General features: G+C 45.0%; 15 protein-coding genes. 6 read left to right on the top strand and 9 right to left on the bottom strand.

Annotated features, from left to right (window positions below; genetic code table 11):
* Positions 1 to 47: 47 nt before the first annotated feature.
* Positions 48 to 416, bottom strand: a complete 369-nt coding sequence (locus tag NDA06_RS13575; protein ID WP_190675457.1) for a translation initiation factor — start codon at positions 414 to 416, stop codon at positions 48 to 50.
* A 375-nt stretch (positions 417 to 791) separates the two neighbouring features.
* On the opposite strand from NDA06_RS13575, the gene trpB reads away from it, so the two are divergent.
* Entirely contained in the window at positions 792 to 2042 is a 1251-nt protein-coding gene (gene trpB / locus NDA06_RS13580) for a tryptophan synthase subunit beta (RefSeq protein WP_190433273.1), read from the top strand.
* A 223-nt stretch (positions 2043 to 2265) separates the two neighbouring features.
* Here trpB and dnaB read toward each other — a convergent pair whose 3' ends face one another.
* From dnaB to gloB, 3 genes are all read right to left on the bottom strand, one after another.
* Positions 2266 to 3642, bottom strand: a complete 1377-nt coding sequence (gene dnaB / locus NDA06_RS13585; protein WP_348251749.1) for a replicative DNA helicase — start codon at positions 3640 to 3642, stop codon at positions 2266 to 2268.
* A gap of 152 nt (positions 3643 to 3794) precedes the next feature.
* Positions 3795 to 4253, bottom strand: coding sequence for a 50S ribosomal protein L9 (gene rplI, locus NDA06_RS13590; RefSeq protein WP_190987114.1), 459 nt, complete (start codon positions 4251 to 4253; stop codon positions 3795 to 3797).
* Between the two features lie 134 nt (positions 4254 to 4387).
* Complete coding sequence (gloB, locus tag NDA06_RS13595) at positions 4388 to 5161, bottom strand: hydroxyacylglutathione hydrolase (protein ID WP_348251748.1); 774 nt, start codon at positions 5159 to 5161, stop codon at positions 4388 to 4390.
* 171 nt (positions 5162 to 5332) lie between these two features.
* On the opposite strand from gloB, the gene NDA06_RS13600 reads away from it, so the two are divergent.
* The 3 genes from NDA06_RS13600 (at position 5333) to NDA06_RS13610 (ending at position 9057) form a co-directional block, all read left to right on the top strand.
* A complete protein-coding gene (locus NDA06_RS13600; protein WP_190411256.1) occupies positions 5333 to 5539 on the top strand; it encodes a hypothetical protein in 207 nt (68 codons plus the stop codon).
* 244 nt (positions 5540 to 5783) lie between these two features.
* Positions 5784 to 6995 carry a glycosyltransferase gene (locus NDA06_RS13605; RefSeq protein ID WP_190532623.1) on the top strand — a complete coding sequence of 404 codons (1212 nt, stop codon included), beginning with the start codon at positions 5784 to 5786 and terminating at the stop codon, positions 6993 to 6995.
* A 43-nt stretch (positions 6996 to 7038) separates the two neighbouring features.
* Positions 7039 to 9057 carry an ABC transporter ATP-binding protein gene (locus NDA06_RS13610; RefSeq protein WP_190675451.1) on the top strand — a complete coding sequence of 673 codons (2019 nt, stop codon included), beginning with the start codon at positions 7039 to 7041 and terminating at the stop codon, positions 9055 to 9057.
* Between the two features lie 327 nt (positions 9058 to 9384).
* On the opposite strand, the gene NDA06_RS13615 is transcribed toward NDA06_RS13610, so the two are convergent.
* The 4 genes from NDA06_RS13615 to NDA06_RS13630 all read right to left on the bottom strand — a co-directional run bounded on the left by NDA06_RS13615 (position 9385) and on the right by NDA06_RS13630 (position 13738).
* Positions 9385 to 10383, bottom strand: coding sequence for a glycosyltransferase (locus tag NDA06_RS13615; protein ID WP_190675449.1), 999 nt, complete (start codon positions 10381 to 10383; stop codon positions 9385 to 9387).
* A gap of 161 nt (positions 10384 to 10544) precedes the next feature.
* Complete coding sequence (locus NDA06_RS13620) at positions 10545 to 11615, bottom strand: hypothetical protein (RefSeq protein ID WP_190986875.1); 1071 nt, start codon at positions 11613 to 11615, stop codon at positions 10545 to 10547.
* Positions 11616 to 11664: 49 nt separating this feature from the next.
* The gene (locus NDA06_RS13625) at positions 11665 to 12720 is read right to left on the bottom strand and encodes a hypothetical protein (RefSeq protein WP_190986876.1); all 1056 of its coding nucleotides are present in this window, start codon (positions 12718 to 12720) and stop codon (positions 11665 to 11667) included.
* A gap of 76 nt (positions 12721 to 12796) precedes the next feature.
* Positions 12797 to 13738 carry a glycosyltransferase family A protein gene (locus NDA06_RS13630; protein ID WP_190411265.1) on the bottom strand — a complete coding sequence of 314 codons (942 nt, stop codon included), beginning with the start codon at positions 13736 to 13738 and terminating at the stop codon, positions 12797 to 12799.
* Between the two features lie 86 nt (positions 13739 to 13824).
* Here NDA06_RS13630 and NDA06_RS13635 point away from each other — a divergent pair, with 86 nt between their 5' ends.
* Together NDA06_RS13635 and NDA06_RS13640 are read left to right on the top strand one after the other, a co-directional pair.
* Positions 13825 to 14829 (top strand): Npun_R2821/Npun_R2822 family protein, encoded by a 1005-nt coding sequence (locus tag NDA06_RS13635; RefSeq protein WP_190986877.1) that lies wholly within the window; start codon positions 13825 to 13827, stop codon positions 14827 to 14829.
* Positions 14830 to 14839: 10 nt separating this feature from the next.
* Entirely contained in the window at positions 14840 to 15733 is an 894-nt protein-coding gene (locus NDA06_RS13640) for an Npun_R2821/Npun_R2822 family protein (RefSeq protein WP_190986878.1), read from the top strand.
* Positions 15734 to 15926: 193 nt separating this feature from the next.
* Here the strand turns inward: NDA06_RS13640 and NDA06_RS13645 are convergent, their stop codons facing one another.
* Complete coding sequence (locus NDA06_RS13645) at positions 15927 to 16562, bottom strand: TenA family protein (RefSeq protein WP_190986879.1); 636 nt, start codon at positions 16560 to 16562, stop codon at positions 15927 to 15929.

Genomic DNA, 16562 nt, shown 5'->3' on the forward strand with positions numbered 1-16562 from the left:
AGATCCGTACTTTGATTTCTAGCATTTCATCCTGTTTCCAACTAAAGTCAGCCGCCACTGATTTTCGCTTTGTAGCCCAAAGTTGCGAGAACTTGGACGAGTTTCTGAGTATGATCGCCCTGAATTTCAATCGCATTTTCCTTCACTGTGCCCCCCGTGCCGCACTGAGCTTTCAACTGTTTCGCTAGGGCTTCCAGTGTTTCTGGTTTTACCTGAAAGCCACTGATTACAGTAACAGTTTTGCCTTTTCTTCCTTTCCGAGATGCCTGAACCTTGAGGTTTTGCTGATTGGGGGGTAGTTCTGGTACGGGTCGTTCTAAGGCATCTGAATTATCGGTGTTTCCGAATTCCGAGTAGATAACGCGATTTTGAGCGGGTGTTTTAGAACTGGATGCTTTGCCCTTGGAAGAAGACATAACAGTGAGTCGGGTAAAAGTTATTCAAGAACAGATTTAGATCGAGGAGGAGCCGGAAATCTCTCTAAATTTGGGTGCGAGTTTTGCCCGTAACTTATTTAGATATAGCAGTTCTCAATGAAAGTGTGAGATACATCTGTAAGAGCGCACCTGTCTACCCTGTAGGGCAATTTTAGCGAATTTGTTAAATCTCGCCGCCAAAATCAAACCAGTCGCCGCCGTCTTCAAATGCCACTCCAGTTCCTATCTCAACGGCTGCTCCTCCCAGTCCTACTCTATCTCCGAGACACCAGAACCTTCCAGCCCAGTAATTTTGTTTTGGATAAACTCATCGAAACTATAATGAAGTTTGTGTTGTAATTCCCACAATTTGCTGTGACACGTACTCCCATTTCTCCGGATTCCCAAGAAACTGCTAACGCTTCTGCACAACAACCCGACGCATTAGGGCGATTTGGACGATTTGGCGGCAAGTACGTGCCGGAAACGTTGATGCCAGCGCTGAGTGAGTTGGAAGCTGCTTTTCAGAAATACCAAGCTGAACCCGATTTCCAGCAAGAACTTCAAGGATTGCTGCGGGATTATGTAGGTCGCCCCAGCCCCCTTTATTTTGCCGAACGTTTGACGGCTCACCATGCAAAGCCAGATGGTACAGGGCCGCAAATTTATCTGAAGCGGGAAGATTTGAACCATACGGGTGCCCACAAAATCAACAATGCTTTGGCTCAGGTATTGTTGGCGAAGCGAATGGGCAAGCAGCGGATTATTGCAGAAACGGGTGCCGGACAGCATGGCGTCGCTACAGCCACGGTTTGCGCTCGATTTGGTCTGGATTGCGTCATTTATATGGGCGTCCAGGATATGGAACGGCAATCGCTGAATGTGTTCCGGATGCGGCTGATGGGGGCAGAGGTGCGCCCTGTGGCGGCGGGAACCGGAACGCTTAAAGATGCCACGTCGGAAGCCATTCGGGATTGGGTAACGAATGTAGAAACGACTCACTACATCTTAGGTTCGGTTGCAGGCCCTCACCCTTATCCGATGTTGGTGCGCGACTTCCATGCAGTAATTGGTCAGGAAACTCGCGCTCAAGCGATGGAGAAATGGGGCGGTTTGCCGGATATTCTCCTAGCTTGCGTCGGTGGTGGCTCAAATGCGATGGGACTCTTCTACGAGTTTGTGAAAGACCCATCAGTCCGGCTGATTGGAATTGAGGCGGCTGGTGAGGGTGTTGATACCGAGAAACACGCTGCCACGCTTACTAAGGGACGGGTGGGAGTTTTGCACGGGGCGATGAGCTATTTGCTGCAAGATGAGGATGGTCAAGTGGTGGAGGCGCATTCTATAAGCGCTGGTCTAGATTATCCCGGCGTTGGCCCGGAGCATAGTTATCTCAAGGATGAAGGTCGGGCTGAATACTACAGCGTGACTGACCAAGAGGCTTTGGTAGCGTTTCGGCAGTTGTCGCAGCTAGAGGGAATTATTCCAGCGTTGGAAACGTCTCACGCGATCGCTTACCTGGATATTCTCTGCCCTCAACTGACTGGCAATCCCCGCATTGTCATCAACTGCTCTGGACGCGGCGATAAGGATGTGCAGACAGTTGCTAAAGTCCTGTCTCTTTAAAGGCGATTAGCTCTCTTTTCAAGTCGGTCATGGCTCAAGAGTAGTGAGTAAAAATTACTCACTACTCTTAATTCGTCATGAAACAAAACAAGGTGAAGTAGATTAATTAAAACCACCCTGTTTCACCCCAAAAGCGGAGATGGCTTAGAGGTAAGGTTGCGAGTGGATATATTGCACTCACTACATTGCACTCCACTGAGAACCCCTATCGTGAGTTCCATCCTCAGCGATTGGAAGAAGCCAGATTACGAAAGCGTGTAAATTGCGGATCGAATAATAGCCTTACAGTCCCTACTGGGCCATTGCGATGTTTTGCAATAATAATCTCTGCAATGCCTCGGTCAGGCGTGTCATTGTTATAGTATTCATCCCGATAAAGCATGATGATTAAGTCAGCATCTTGCTCAATACTTCCACTTTCACGTAAATCTGACATCATCGGGCGCTTATTGTTACGGGCTTCGACGCCGCGACTGAGCTGGGATAAGGCAATAATCGGGACGTTGAGTTCGCGGGCTAAACCTTTGAGACTTCGCGTCATTTTAGACAATTCTTGCACCCGATTGTCACTGGCTCCTTCCATTAATTGCAAGTAATCTAAGAGAATTAATCCCAATTCTCCATGCTGTTCTGCCTGGAGACGACGAGCTTGCGATCGCATCTGCATCACCGTCATATTGGGCGTGTCGTCAATGTAGATGGGCATCTCCGAGAGGGTGCCTAGGGCGTGCGAAAGCGGTTCCCACTCATTTTGACTAATTCTCCCAGCCCGCAGGCGGTTACTTTCAATTCCTGCCTCGCTAGCCAGCATCCGCTGCACCAGCTGTTCTTTGGACATTTCCAGGCTAAAAACAGCGACGGGCAATTTATGAAATTCAGCGATATTTCGAGCAATATTCAAACAGATAGCCGTTTTCCCCATAGACGGTCTTCCCGCCACGATAATCAAGTCAGAACGCTGAAAACCACCAGTCATCGCGTCGAGGTCATAGAAGCCACAGGGAAGACCGGGGAGGGCGAGATCCTGATGGCGGATTTCAATATCCTGAAACGTATTGATTAGGGTGTCGGAAATCGGTACCAGACCTTGCTGAGGGCGATCCTGGGTGAGACTAAAAACTTTCTGTTCCGCCTGGTCGAGAATCGTTTCCAGCTCGGTCGCTGTCTCATAACCCAACTGAGAAATCTCGCCGCCTGCTTGAATTAGCTTGCGGCGCAGGTATTTATCCATCACCAGTGCTGCATACTGGTCGATGTTGACAGCAGACACGGTGCGATCTACCAGTTGGGCTAACTTACTCTGTCCGCCCACTTTGTCAAGTTCGCTCCTGTCATACAGCCAAGTAGTGAAACTCATCAAATCTGTGGGTTTGCCTTGACTGCTTAAGGCAAGGGCGGCGCGATAGATTGCCTTGTGAGCGTTAATTGAAAATGCGTCTGGCAGGAGGATATCGGCAACCCGACCGATGGCTTCCGGATCTAGTAAAATACCTCCCAAAATACTTTCTTCGGCCTCAATGTTTTGGGGGGGTAAGCGATTCGCCAAGGACGACATCGCTTCGTTAGCGTTTTTGCCTTGGAAATTTAGTTCGTTAGCCATAACAAGGCCGTTCTCAGAAAGATTCAGACCATGACTATGATAACGGGGGTTAAGCGATCGCACTCCTGCTTCACTCAACCCCCTTCCCTGGCAGGCAAATATTGGTCAAACCGTTGTGGCGGTGACTCAAGTTTTCAGACAAGGCGCTCCGATTAGCTGGGCACAACCTGAATTTGCACAACTGCACTAACTTCAGGGTGTAGCTTGATCTCTGCCTTGTAGGTGCCCGTCTCACCAATATCGGGAAGACTGATCGTCCGGCGATCGATTTCCTTCCCAGTGGCTTGGAGAATCGCTGTCACCACTTCTGCGCTCGTGACAGTACCGAAAATAGCATTTTCTTCACCCACCTGCTTGGCGATGGTGTAGCTGCCCACGGCTTCTATGGCAGTCTTCAGCTCAAGGCTTTGCTGTTTTTCTTCCAACAGGCGCACCCGCTCTTTTTCCTTGCGCCGTTCGACTTGCTTGAGCAAGCCGGGAGTGGCAGGAATCCCCAGTTTTTGGGGAATTAGATAATTCCGAGCATAGCCGGGAGCGACTTCAACCAAGTCACCGCTTTTTCCTAGCTTGCTGACATCTTGATTCAAAACTAATTGCACGCGCTTCGCCATAGTTTTTTTTCTGCTACAGACAAAAGAAAATTAATCGTGGGGTAGAACACTCCATACTACGAAAATATGTTGAGCGATCGCAATATAAAATCTGAATTCAGCGAATGCCTATCTGTTTGCCGGGGTACAGAATCCTAAAACCGATCTTTCATCCCCCGCAGCCGAGCAAAAGCCTGCACTGGATCTTGGCTGTTCGCTGCTGATTGCAGCGTCGGAGTGTCCCAGCGTAAAAATGGATTCGTGCGCTTTTCTACTCCTAGCTTCGATGGCACCGTTGCCTCCAAACGACTGCGGGCGTCTTTGACCTCAGCATAGCGGGATTGTAAATCTGGATTTTCCCCATCGACGGTGAGAGCAAATTGGAGGTTTTTCAGAGTGTATTCATGAGCGCACCAAACGCGGGTAGTATCCGGTAAAGCCCTGAGCTTGCTCAAGCTTGACACCATCTGAGTGGGTGAACCTTCAAACAGCCTGCCACAGCCACCGGCAAACAAGGTGTCACCACAAAATAAATCGCCCGTTTCCTCAGCAGTTGCTGGCGGGAAGTAGTAAGCAATGTGGGCGCGGGTATGTCCGGGAACAAAGAAAACTTCGCCAATTCTACCGGCAAACTCGACGCGATCGCCCTCCTGCAAAAACACCTGTTGCCCAGGAATTCTCCCTTTATCCTCAGCCCCCCCATACACGCAGACATCCGGAAAGCGTTGCATCAGCTGCCGATTTCCGCCCACATGATCGCTATGATGGTGAGTATTGAAAATTGCTACCAACTGCACGTCAATTTCTTGCAAGCGTTGCAGTACCGGCTGAGCTTCAGCGGGGTCTACAACCGCTGCTATCTTCTGAGTCGGGTCATGCAGCAAAAAGATGTAGTTGTCAGAAAGTACCGGAATTCGGTCAACCTGCATTTACCACTGCCTCTGTAAGGGAGTGTCCCAATGGGACAAGACTTTATCATTTCTTAACATTATTCTTACAGAAACTTTAGACAAATGCCAACGAACGGCAAACAGATAATCTTAAATAGACAGTAGACACCACCAAATAATCGGCGAAAATTGAGGAGTCACTAACCACCTATGGCATGGACACGAGAACGCCAGTCAAACTTACAGATTCAACAAATGGTAGACCGTATCCTGTCAGCCGGTCAGTTGACCCGAAGCGAGTATCTGCATCTGACAACGGCTATTCTTTCTGATTACCTAGTGACAGACGAAGAACGTCGCCAGCTTAATCGCATCTTTGACAATATCCAAACGGGTCATCTAAAGTTTGTTGACTAGACCTTCTTCAATTCTTTTTTAGCAGATGGGAATGCCGAACAGACACCGAACCCTACTAGCTGATTTACTTACCATTGTTTTTTTCTACATACATTTATTCCAGTCTCTTGATATTTTAACTTCACCCATTATACTGATAAAGAATGAAGTCAGTCTCTAGAAAGGATTAAATTGGTTATTTCAGTTAGACTGTACTATTACTCGCTTATTCTATGTTCAACTATCTAAATTTAACTAGAAATTTGTGGATTTACAGCAAAACAAAAAATTAAAAATTTCATTGATTGTAAGCGATCTATCCGCTAGTGGTGCAGGAAGATGGGGAGGGGCTGTTCGTACGTTTTTGCTATATGAAGCCTTAAAGAAACTTAACCATGAAGTAAAAATTTTTGGTTTTGTTTTTGGTGAAGAATCACTAGAAGTCGCTCAATCGAACATACCAATTGTTGCTATTCCTTGCGCTTATCATTCAGGTTTTATAAAAGCCGCTCAAAAACTCATAAAACAAATTGATGGAGATATTATATACGCCGTAAAACTGAAACCTACAAGTTTCGGATTATCTATCATTAAGAAAATAACAGCTCGTTGTCCTATTATTTTAGATATAGATGACTGGGAACTCAGTTGGCATGGAGGCGAGCAATGGAAATATCGTCCCAGTTTAAAGCAATTTTATAGAGATACTTTGAAGCCTGATGGGGCATTAAGATATCCAGATCACCCTCTTTATTTGCAGTGGATGGAAAGCTTGGTATCTTATGCCGATACGATTACATTACACACTCAATTCTTGAAAGATCGCTTTGGAGGTGTATATTTACCGAATGGTAAAGATACTACTCTTTTTGATCCTAGCCAATTCGATTCTGAAGCAAGTAGAATCCGTTATGGTCTCGCAGGCTACCGTATTTTAATGTTTCCAGGAGCGCCACGACCGTACAAAGGTCTTGAAGATGTCTTAGCAGCACTAGACCGGCTGAATCAGCCAGACCTTAGACTTGTAATTGTTGGGGGAAGTCCATACGATGCCTACGATAATCAATTAATGCAACAGTGGGAGCGTTGGATTATCAAACTACCAAAATATCCAGTTTCAGAAATGCCTGCTGTGGTAGCCGCTGCCCATATTGTGGTTGTTCCCCAACGAGATACCCCTGCCGCACAGGCTCAGTTCCCGCTCAAATTAACAGATGGAATGGCAATGGCAAAGCCAATTCTGTCTACTTACGTTGGCGATATTCCAGAAATTCTAGGCGGCACAGGTTATCTGGTTGCTCCTGAATCTCCAGAAGAAATTGCTGAAAAAATCCAATGGATATTGGAGCATTTAGATGAAGCAAATCAGCAGGGTATAAAAGCAAGAGAAAGATGTATATCCCACTATAGTACTGAGACAATGGCATCTATACTATCTGATGTGATTAAAGATTTGCAACTAGCTGGAAAAGTTTAGACTATCAATCAAGTGAAGCTCGCTTCGTAGCAGAAAAGAAAGTATGTTTTCAAACTCTAATAAGTTACTTCTACAATTTGCGTTACGGTATCCCGTCTTAGTCATCGCGACGGTTATTCTGGGCTTCTCCGGCGCTCTATTTAATGGAGTCAGTACAACCTTAATTGTGCCGGTAGTGCTGGACTTTTTAGGGCAGAATCAGCTGAATTTAACCGGAGGTCCCCCCCTGATTCGGAGAATGCTATCCGTGTTTGACGGTTTTACTGGAGAAAACCGTCTCATCGCAATGACTGCGGCAGTATTACTAGCCATTATTCTAAAAAATGTGACTAGCTATATAAGCTCTCTAGTCGGTAGCTACTTATCTAAATCCTTGGTCAACGATATTCGTAAAGAAGGAATTCAGCTATTATTAGATGTCGATCTTGAATATTTTGGAAAGACGAAAGTTGGAGATATCATCAATCGGTTAGGACAAGAAGTTAGTCGTACTGCTGGTTCAATTCGCGTTTTAATACGGCTATTTATCACAGCAGTCACAATTTTAGTATTTGTTTGGATATTGTTACTAATTTCTTGGCAACTGACCTTAGCATCTACAGTTTTATTGATTTTAGTAACACTGCCAAATCAATTTTATATCCAGCGCTCTAAAAAATTTGGGAAGGCAGTATCAAGAGCATCAAAAGCTTATTCTAGTGCCCAACTTGAAGTTTTGACTGGGATTCGGCTTATCAAAAGTGTTAGCAATGAAGAGCGGGAATTCCAGCGACTAAACGAACTGATCAAGGAACGCGAACAAGCGGAATTACAATCGCAAGCGAACTCGGCAGCGATTGCGCCTATCAACGAAGTATCGGGAATTATTGTTGTATTAGCAATTGTATTGTTAGGTCGTGCTTTATTTTTACAGCAGTTGGAGTCGCTCTCGGCAGTACTGCTGACTTATCTAGTTGTCCTGTTCCGATTACTGCCTTTCGTGGGTCAGTTAAACAGTGCGAGGGGCGAATTTGCCAACTCTGCCCCCAGCGTTGAAGTGGTGACAGATTTCTTGCGCCGGGATAACAAGCCATTAATGGTAAATGGTGGCGTTCCTTACACCGGATTTAAAGAGGAAATTCGTTTTGAGGGCGTGTCTTTTGCCTATCCGGGGAATGAGGATTTAATTCTAAACAAGATAGATTTAGGGATTCCTAAAGGAAAAACTCTTGCTTTAGTAGGAGCATCCGGGGCAGGCAAGTCAACGCTGGTCGATTTGCTACCCAGATTTTACGATCCGACAGAGGGTCGGATCACGATAGATGGAAGAGATATGAAGGAATTTGACATGCACTCACTGAGAAAAGCGATGGGCATTGTCAGCCAAGATACGTTCCTATTTAACGATTCCGTCCGCAATAATATCGCCTATGCATGGGAGAAATTGAGTGAGGAAGAGGTAATTGCAGCGGCTAAACGAGCCAACGCCTACGAATTCATTGTGAACTTACCTCAAGGCTTTGATACAACCATTGGGGATCGAGGAGTTCTCCTATCGGGAGGACAACGACAACGGATTGCGATCGCTCGCGCACTGTTACGCAACCCAGAAATCTTGATTTTAGATGAAGCCACCAGTGCTTTGGATACGGTTTCAGAGCGTTTGGTACAACAGGCGATTGATGAACTTTGCCGCGATCGCACAACAGTTGTCATTGCTCACCGCCTTTCCACCGTGCAAAAAGCCGATCAAATTGCTGTAATGGAAAAAGGTCGTGTTGTGGAACTCGGTACTCATGCGGAACTTTTAAAGAAAAACGGCTACTATACCCGTCTGTACTCAATGCAGTTCTCTGAAACAACTCAAAATGTCATTAAAGCCGCCGTTAATGAAGCTTTAGTCAAAACTTCTTACGAAGTTCGGTCTCGTCTGAACCCCATGATTGGTTTTCTGAAGCTAGTGGTTGATGACTTGGTAGACAGTACAGAAGAGTCACGCGAATTAACCGAAGAAGCCTACGAGTCAGCAATTCGCCTGCTCAGAACTTTAGAATTTCTCGAAGATAGCTCTAAGATGAAATAAAAATTATCTATTGTTATTCTTCAAAACATTAATGCACTTACGCTTTTCAACTTTTGCAAGAATCTAAAAGTTCTTGTACTTTATCTTTGATTTTAAAAGCGTCTTTTCCAAATTTACAATAGGGGATTTGATAAGTCCAAGTTTGATAAAATAATTCATTCTTGTGATATGTATGTGTTCCCTAAAAAGATATGAAGAATGTTAAATGAACACAAAGAATATGTCTATGTAAACGATTTGTAGCGCTCAGACGATGCTGCTTAAATTGATAAACCCCTGAGTTTTGTTGTAATTTCGATTGATTTAAATAAATAAGTTTTTAAGTTTTTAGTTTTTTTTACTTCCTGATGCAAGTAGTTGTATGCGATGTTGCACGCTGTTTATTTTGATAGATAAGGAACGGCGCTGCAAAAATGTTTGTCGGCTCCAAGTTGATGCCGTACACCAGCGTTCATAGGCTGGAACGGCTACATCTGTGAGGAAGTTGCGCCATTGTATAACTAGCCTCACCGGTTGTGTTTTCTCAGCACGGACTCGACCGTTTTCCATCATGGCACGCCGCAACTCTTTGTCGTCACGAAGGCGCTGGAGAGCAGCGATCGCATCCTCAAGGGAAGGTACTTCCAAATAGTCTAGTTCGCTTTGGCGCTCTGCTCGGAATGCAAAATCTGTCCCTAGAATTGCCGGTACACCAGCACACCAGGCGTTAATCAACTTCGTGGCAGGTTTCCAGGTGTAATCTTGGCGATCAAAGCTACGCACAGCTACGACTACATCGACATCACTGTAGTCGTTCCAGCGCTCAGACTTCACTATCTGCCAACTCAAACCTAAAGCCTTCAGATGCTCCTGCCAGGATGGCTTCTTTAGTTCAGATGCTAAGTTATACGTAATACCAAAGTAGGCAGCATTCTCAAATCGATCTCCTCGTGCAGGATCGCGAGGAATTAACCCTGGTTGCGACCAAAGTGGAATGTAGGAACTATCTTTGAAGGTCGATTCTTCTTGAGGGTTTTGCACAACATGAAGCTGTGCATAGGGATGTCGCTCGTAGTCTGCCTTCAGACAAACCATCAGCAATTTTGCTTGTGGCTGTAAAGCAAAGGGGAAAGATCGCCGATGTGCTAATACGATTCCTTCAGTAGGCATGGTTCCTGTTAGTTCACACGGAAAGCCATCTGCTTTGAGGCGAAGGTAAGTTTGTAGCGTCCAACAGTATATACCTTGTCCAAAACCTTGCCAGTAAGTATCGGCACTCTTTGGCATATCCTCAACCCAGTCAGATTGGGGAAGGTAAAAATATATTGGCGGTAATTTATCAGCCATAACGGTATGAACAGGAGCAGGCGTTAGTAGGCAATTTAGGCATATAAAATCTGCAATCAAAAAGCTGCTTTTGTTGCCTTGCCTAGAAGTTTATTAAATTGACAGTAAATAGTGCTGCTTTGCACCACTAAGTGTTACTGAGTGTTGTCGTTATTCTCAATTTAACGGGAATTCCAAGCTCCTCTAACCCGCAACACGAGGGATTTTACGGGACGAGACACCTGCGATCGCGCAATTCGGATACGATGCCGTAAATCTTTCGTTTCGACAGCTAGGTAGCGGCGCTTCAGAAATGTTTGCCGGGTCAAACTCGATGCCGTACACCAGCGTTCGTAGGCTGGGACAGCTATCTCTGTTAAAAAGCTGCGCCACCGTTCTACCAATCTTTCTGCCTTTGTTTCCTCAGCACGGACTCGACCATTTTCAATCATGGCATGACGCAATTCTTTGTCATCGCGCAGGCGTTTGAGAGCAGCGATCGCATCCTCAAGAGAAGCTACTTCCAAATAGTCTAGTTTGCTCTTGCGCTCGGCGCGGAATGCCGAATCAGTACCCATAATTGCGGGTACACCAGCGTGCCATGCGTTATATAGCTTCGTTGCTGGTTTCCAACTGTAATCGCCATGACGGTTAAAGTTGCGAACGGCTAGTATTGCGTCGATTTCACTGTAATCGCTCCAGCGATCGCGACTATTGACGATTTCCCATCGCAAACCTAGATCCTTGAGTTGTTCCTGCCATTCCGGCTCTCGCAATTCTCGTGCTAAATTCTCCTCACGACCCACATAGGCAACATTCTCAAAGCGATCGCCCCTCCAGGGATTGCGGGGAATTAACCCTGGCTGAGGCCAGTACGGCATAAAGTAGCTTTCCCAAAGCTTCACCGAACGTACTACCATTTCCTCTTGCGGATTTTGCACAATATGAATCTGTGCATAGGGATGTTGCGCTCGGTCTGCCTGAATGCAAACAATCAGCACCTTCGATCCTGGTTGTAGGCTTTGTGGAAGAAAGTCCCAATGCGCCACGACAATTCCCTCTGTCGGCATGGTTCCTACCAATTCGCACGGAAAATTATCAGCTTTGAGGCGCAGATAAGTTTGCAATGTCCAGTTGTACATTCCGCGTTTTGCATCCAACCATTGCCAGTAAGTATCAATCGTTTCCGGTATGTCGCCGGGCCAATCGCTTTGGGGAATGTAAAAATAAATCGGTAGTAGCTTATCAGTCATAAGAGTGTATAGAAAACCATCCGTTATTCAGGGAATCGGCAGGCAAATCTTAAATCGTTCTGATTTTGTGTGAGAGGTTGCTTAGGCGAATGCGAATTCCCTTTGTTTGTGTGGCTAAGTCACGGCGTGTTAAAAATACTTTCCTGGTCGAATTTGAAGCCGTACACCAGCGGTCGTAAGCTGGAATTGCTATGTCTGTTAAAAAGGTGCGCCACTGTCTGACGAGCTGATCGGGTTGTAGTTCCTCCGCACGGAGCTTACCATTTTCAACCATTGCACGATGCAACTCTTTGTCATCGCGAAGACGTTTCAGTGCCAAAATCACTTCATCAACAGAACCCGCTTCTAGATAGTCGAGTTCGCTTTTGCGCTCCAATCGGTACCCAGACTCGCATCGTCCTAGAATTGCAGGTACGCCAGCAATCCAGGCATTGTAAAGCTTTGAAGCTGGTTTCCAGTAGTAATCATTTTTACGATTAAAGCTGCGTACAGCCACGATTGCATCAATCTCACTGTAGTCGTTCCATTGAATCGGGTTTCTGACTACCTGAAACCGCAAACCTAAGGCATTCATCTGCTCCTGCCATGACGGTTGCCTCAGTTCAACTACCAAATTTTCTTTACGACCCAGATAGGCAACATTCTCAAAGCGATCGCCTCGTGCTGGATCTCGCGGGATCAACCCTGGTTGAGGCCAATGCGGAATGTAATACTTTTCTCCTGGAAACAGATATTTATCCCCAACATGTATGTGTGGATAGAGCATTTCCTGGCGATTTTGGACAACATGAAGCTGTGCGTAACGGTGTTTCCCTTTATCCCCACAAACAACCACTAATATTAGTTTTGGCCCCGGTCGCAGCTCAGGTGGTACAGTACTTGTCCACGCAACAACAATACCCTCAGCAGGTATTTTCCCGGCAATTTCGCAGGGAAAACCATCAGCTTTCAGCCGAAGATAGGTTTGTAATATCCAGTTGTACGTGCCAGTGCATTTACCACTTTTATAAACTTCTTGATAAGTTTCAGGATTCACCGGAATGTTGCTATCAGGCCAGTCCGATTCGGGAAGATAAAAATAAATCGTTGGAAGCTGTTCAGCCATGAGGGATGGAGATAAGCATGGATAACTACGGTAAATCTTGAAAATCAAGCAATACAAGAAATCTTCAAACGCTCTGTCAAAGCCAATGTTTCAACTGAAGGTCATAATGACCGGCTTGTTCCGGAGGATACCACCCTGTTTCAACCTTCTCGATTATTTTAGGTAAAGCTTCGATAAATTCTGAACCCCGGTCTTTTGGATGAACCGTCCAAGCTTTCGGAGAATCGAGAACCCCTCGGACATACTGCGTCGCCTCCAGTTGGTTCGATACCATCACTTCCCAAGAATCCAAAGCCCCTTTACCAGCGATATTGTTCAATATCGTTTGTAACCTCACTGGCAACCGATTGGCAATCTTTTGCCGATAAGGACGCCACAGCACTGGTAATGGGAGTAACTTGTCGAAACGCTTCTTGTCAATTAAGTAAATGCGACTGCTGAAAAACTTAAATGTGTAGAAACCATGCGGGTTCCGCTCATAGGGCACCCGTTGATACATATTACCATCCTCTGTCGGTGGCCCAGTCAGCGGTCTGATTGCCATCACTTCCGGGTGTTGTTGCATCAACTTCATCCCCTCTTCTACCCAGCTATAATCGGGTTGCTGATGGAGCAGCATATCGCTGTCATAGTGAAGCATATAGTCACCTTGGGCTTCTTCAATGTGAAAAATCGTGCCCAAAATGGGGTAGCCCTTATAGTTATGTGTATACCGGATGCGGCTGCCAAAATGTTTGCGATATACTCGGTCGTGATAGGCTCCGGAGTAGTCAATATCGACTACTTTATCTACCACACCATCGCGCAGTAAGCGATCGCAGCGCTCCCGTAACTGTTCTAGAGTACCGATGCCTGGACGCCCGACTTTGTCCCCCGTTAGCGGTGCCGTATCTACAGCCAACACCCGTTCGCTAAACTTGAATTTACTCATCTTCACTAGATGAGGAATGGTGTGCATCATGAACGGCAGATCGGTTCGCGCTACCAAAATCCACAGTGAACAGCTAGCAATTGACATTAATTCTGCCTTTGTGTTTTAGACATCAGGAAGCTCCTAAAAAGATTTTAATGTATTATTCAAATTAACCTGCTGAGGATTTTTATATGACAGACGGCATCTATACACTAGCGAATGATGTAGTCTACGACCAACTCGTTGCTCTATTAAATAGCATAGAAGCCAATGTCGGTAAAGAAATCCCAGTCTGCGTTATTGCCTATGATAATCGAGTAGATCGAGTTCGCGCGGAAATCGCTAATCGGGAAAATGTAACCTTGCTGGATGATGTTAACTTGTTTGCTCGTTGGGAAGATTTTTCTAAACGGGTATGGGCAGCTCATCCAACTGCTTTAAAGACTTGGCAAGAACAAGGAATCCCCGGTGTTAATCGTATAGGCATGAATCGGCGATACTGCGCCTTTGATGCGGATAGCCCTTTTGAAAGGTTTATCTACTTAGATGCCGATATCGTAGTCATGGATTCCTTAAAAATTATCTTTGATAAATTAAATGACAATGATTTTGTAGTTTATGATTTTCAGTATAAATCCCCCAATCATATCTTTAATCTCCAGTCACCAAAATTATTAGAAATTGTTGATAAAAACCGGCTTAGCACAGAGATATTTTGTGCCGGAATGTACGCCGGGAAGCGAGGGTTATTTCCCCAGGAACAAAGAGATTGGTTAGTATCCAAGCTTGAGGAAGGCGAGGCAGAAATTTTATTTATGCCAGCGCCTAACCAATCAGTTCTTAACTATATGACGATGAGAGGCGAGATTCCAGTTTATAACTTGGCGCTGCATTTACCTGACGACAAAAAGACTGGAAACGCGGTTACTTCTCCCCATTTTGAAGCTAGGGATAATATTCTGTACGATCGAGGCAAACGACTAACCTATCTACACTATATTGGGCTGTCATCAAAATTGTTTTCTCGGATTAGTGAGGGAGAAAATATTGATTTTCCCTATCGGGATATTTTCTTGTATTATCGCTATCTTCACGAACCAGAGAAGCGCCCCAAGTTTACAACCAAACCGACACCTTACAATCAGGCTCCAAGTTTAGCCAAAAGAGTTTTAAAGAAAATTGGATTCACCAGTTGAGGATATTTGAATGAGTCGTGGTATCTATATTCTTGCTAACGATCGCGTCATTGATAATGCGATCGCGCTATTGAATAGCATTCGTGCTTATGATGCTGATAGTCCGATTGTGATGATTCCCTATAACAATCAGTATCAAGCGATCGCTGATATTATTACTAAGTCTCATGGGGTAAAAATATACGAAGATTTACAGTTATTAGAAAAGATAGATGATTTAGTCAAGCAGACCTGTGGTGACAACCTTTTAGATAGACCCAATTTGCTTCGCAAGTTAGCCTGTTGGTTTGGCCCTTTCGATGAATTTCTATATATTGATACTGATATTGTTGTATTTGAAAAAATCATAGAAAATCTTAATTATCTTGCAAACAATGATTTTATCTGCTGTGATTATCAATACACAGGAGGCATTAAACAAGTTTTTACACCCAAAATCACAGAAATTTTCTCTGAAGACGAATTGAAAGATGTTTTCAATAGTGGTTTTTGGGGTTCCAAGAAAAACCTAATTACTCAACAAGATTTGCAAAATACTTTTGAGTTCTGTGCATCTCATCCTGAATATTTTTATGTCTTGAACTCCGACCAAACGATTCTTAATTATCTCATATTAAAGCGAATGCCTCGACGATTTAATATTGTTCGAGAAAACGGGAAGGGGCCTGGAAATTGGGCAGGAAGCCCGCATTTTAAGCAGGAAGGCTATAAATTAGTCGATCCAAAAGTTAACCAACCTCTGAAGTTTGTACACTGGGCGGGCGTCCGTTTAGAGCCAGGTGGTTCGTATTGGGATATTTGGGAACACTATCGTTATCTGAATGAACCTAAACCAGCTCAAGTAGCATTTACTCAGAAGAAAAAAAGCTTGTGGCAGCAAATCAAAGATAAAATCAAGGGATAAAAATAGAATTCTTGCAATAATATTTAGAAACATCTTCTTAACCCGCACTGCTTTTCAACTCGGAACCTCACCCCCAACCCCTCGACCTTCACGGAGAGGGGAGGGAATATTAAACCCTTCTGGGTGAGCGGGAAGACACAGAGATAGGGTGAAACTGTACTGCATCCAATCGAGAATTGCTATCAATTGAAATCTAGATTTTTAAATCAATAGCCTCCCAGGCAGCTTGAAAAAAGTCTCGTTCGCACAACATCGCATAGCGGTAAGTTGATTTCAAAGATGCTGTGGTAGAGGCATAACGATCAGCCAGCTTTTCTAATTTCTGAGCTAGTTGCTCAAATTCCTCACTGCTATAAGTGCGAATCCAGTTAGTGTATTGATGGTCTTTTATTCCACTCTGAGCTATCTGCTGACCTAAGAAAGTATACAGACGCATACAGGGTGCCATTGCCACAGCAATTAGACCAACCTCCGAACTCCAAGCTGTTGCTAATAAAAAGTCGGTGTAGCGGCGTGTAGCAGCTCCCGGTTCTACTGCTTGCAGGTTGACTCCCCACTCATCTGCATAGCCTTGATGAAGGGAAAGTTCATCTAAAACGCCCCCAGCTAGGGAATGAAACGTATTAAATCCCTGCGTGTCGGGAGCTTTAGCCGCAGCAATGCTATAGGCACGGGCAAAAGCTTCTAAGAAAAAGGCGTCTTGCCCCACATAGTAAGCAAATCGCTCCTGGTGTAGCGTGCCGTCGGCAATGCCTTGGACAAAAGGATGCTTGAGGCAGGCTTGCACTAAATCTTGATTTTCCTGCCACAAATTACTGGATATCGTCAT

This window comes from Trichocoleus sp. ST-U1 (genome assembly GCF_039961835.1).
Lineage (GTDB): Bacteria > Cyanobacteriota > Cyanobacteriia > Cyanobacteriales > FACHB-T130 > FACHB-T130.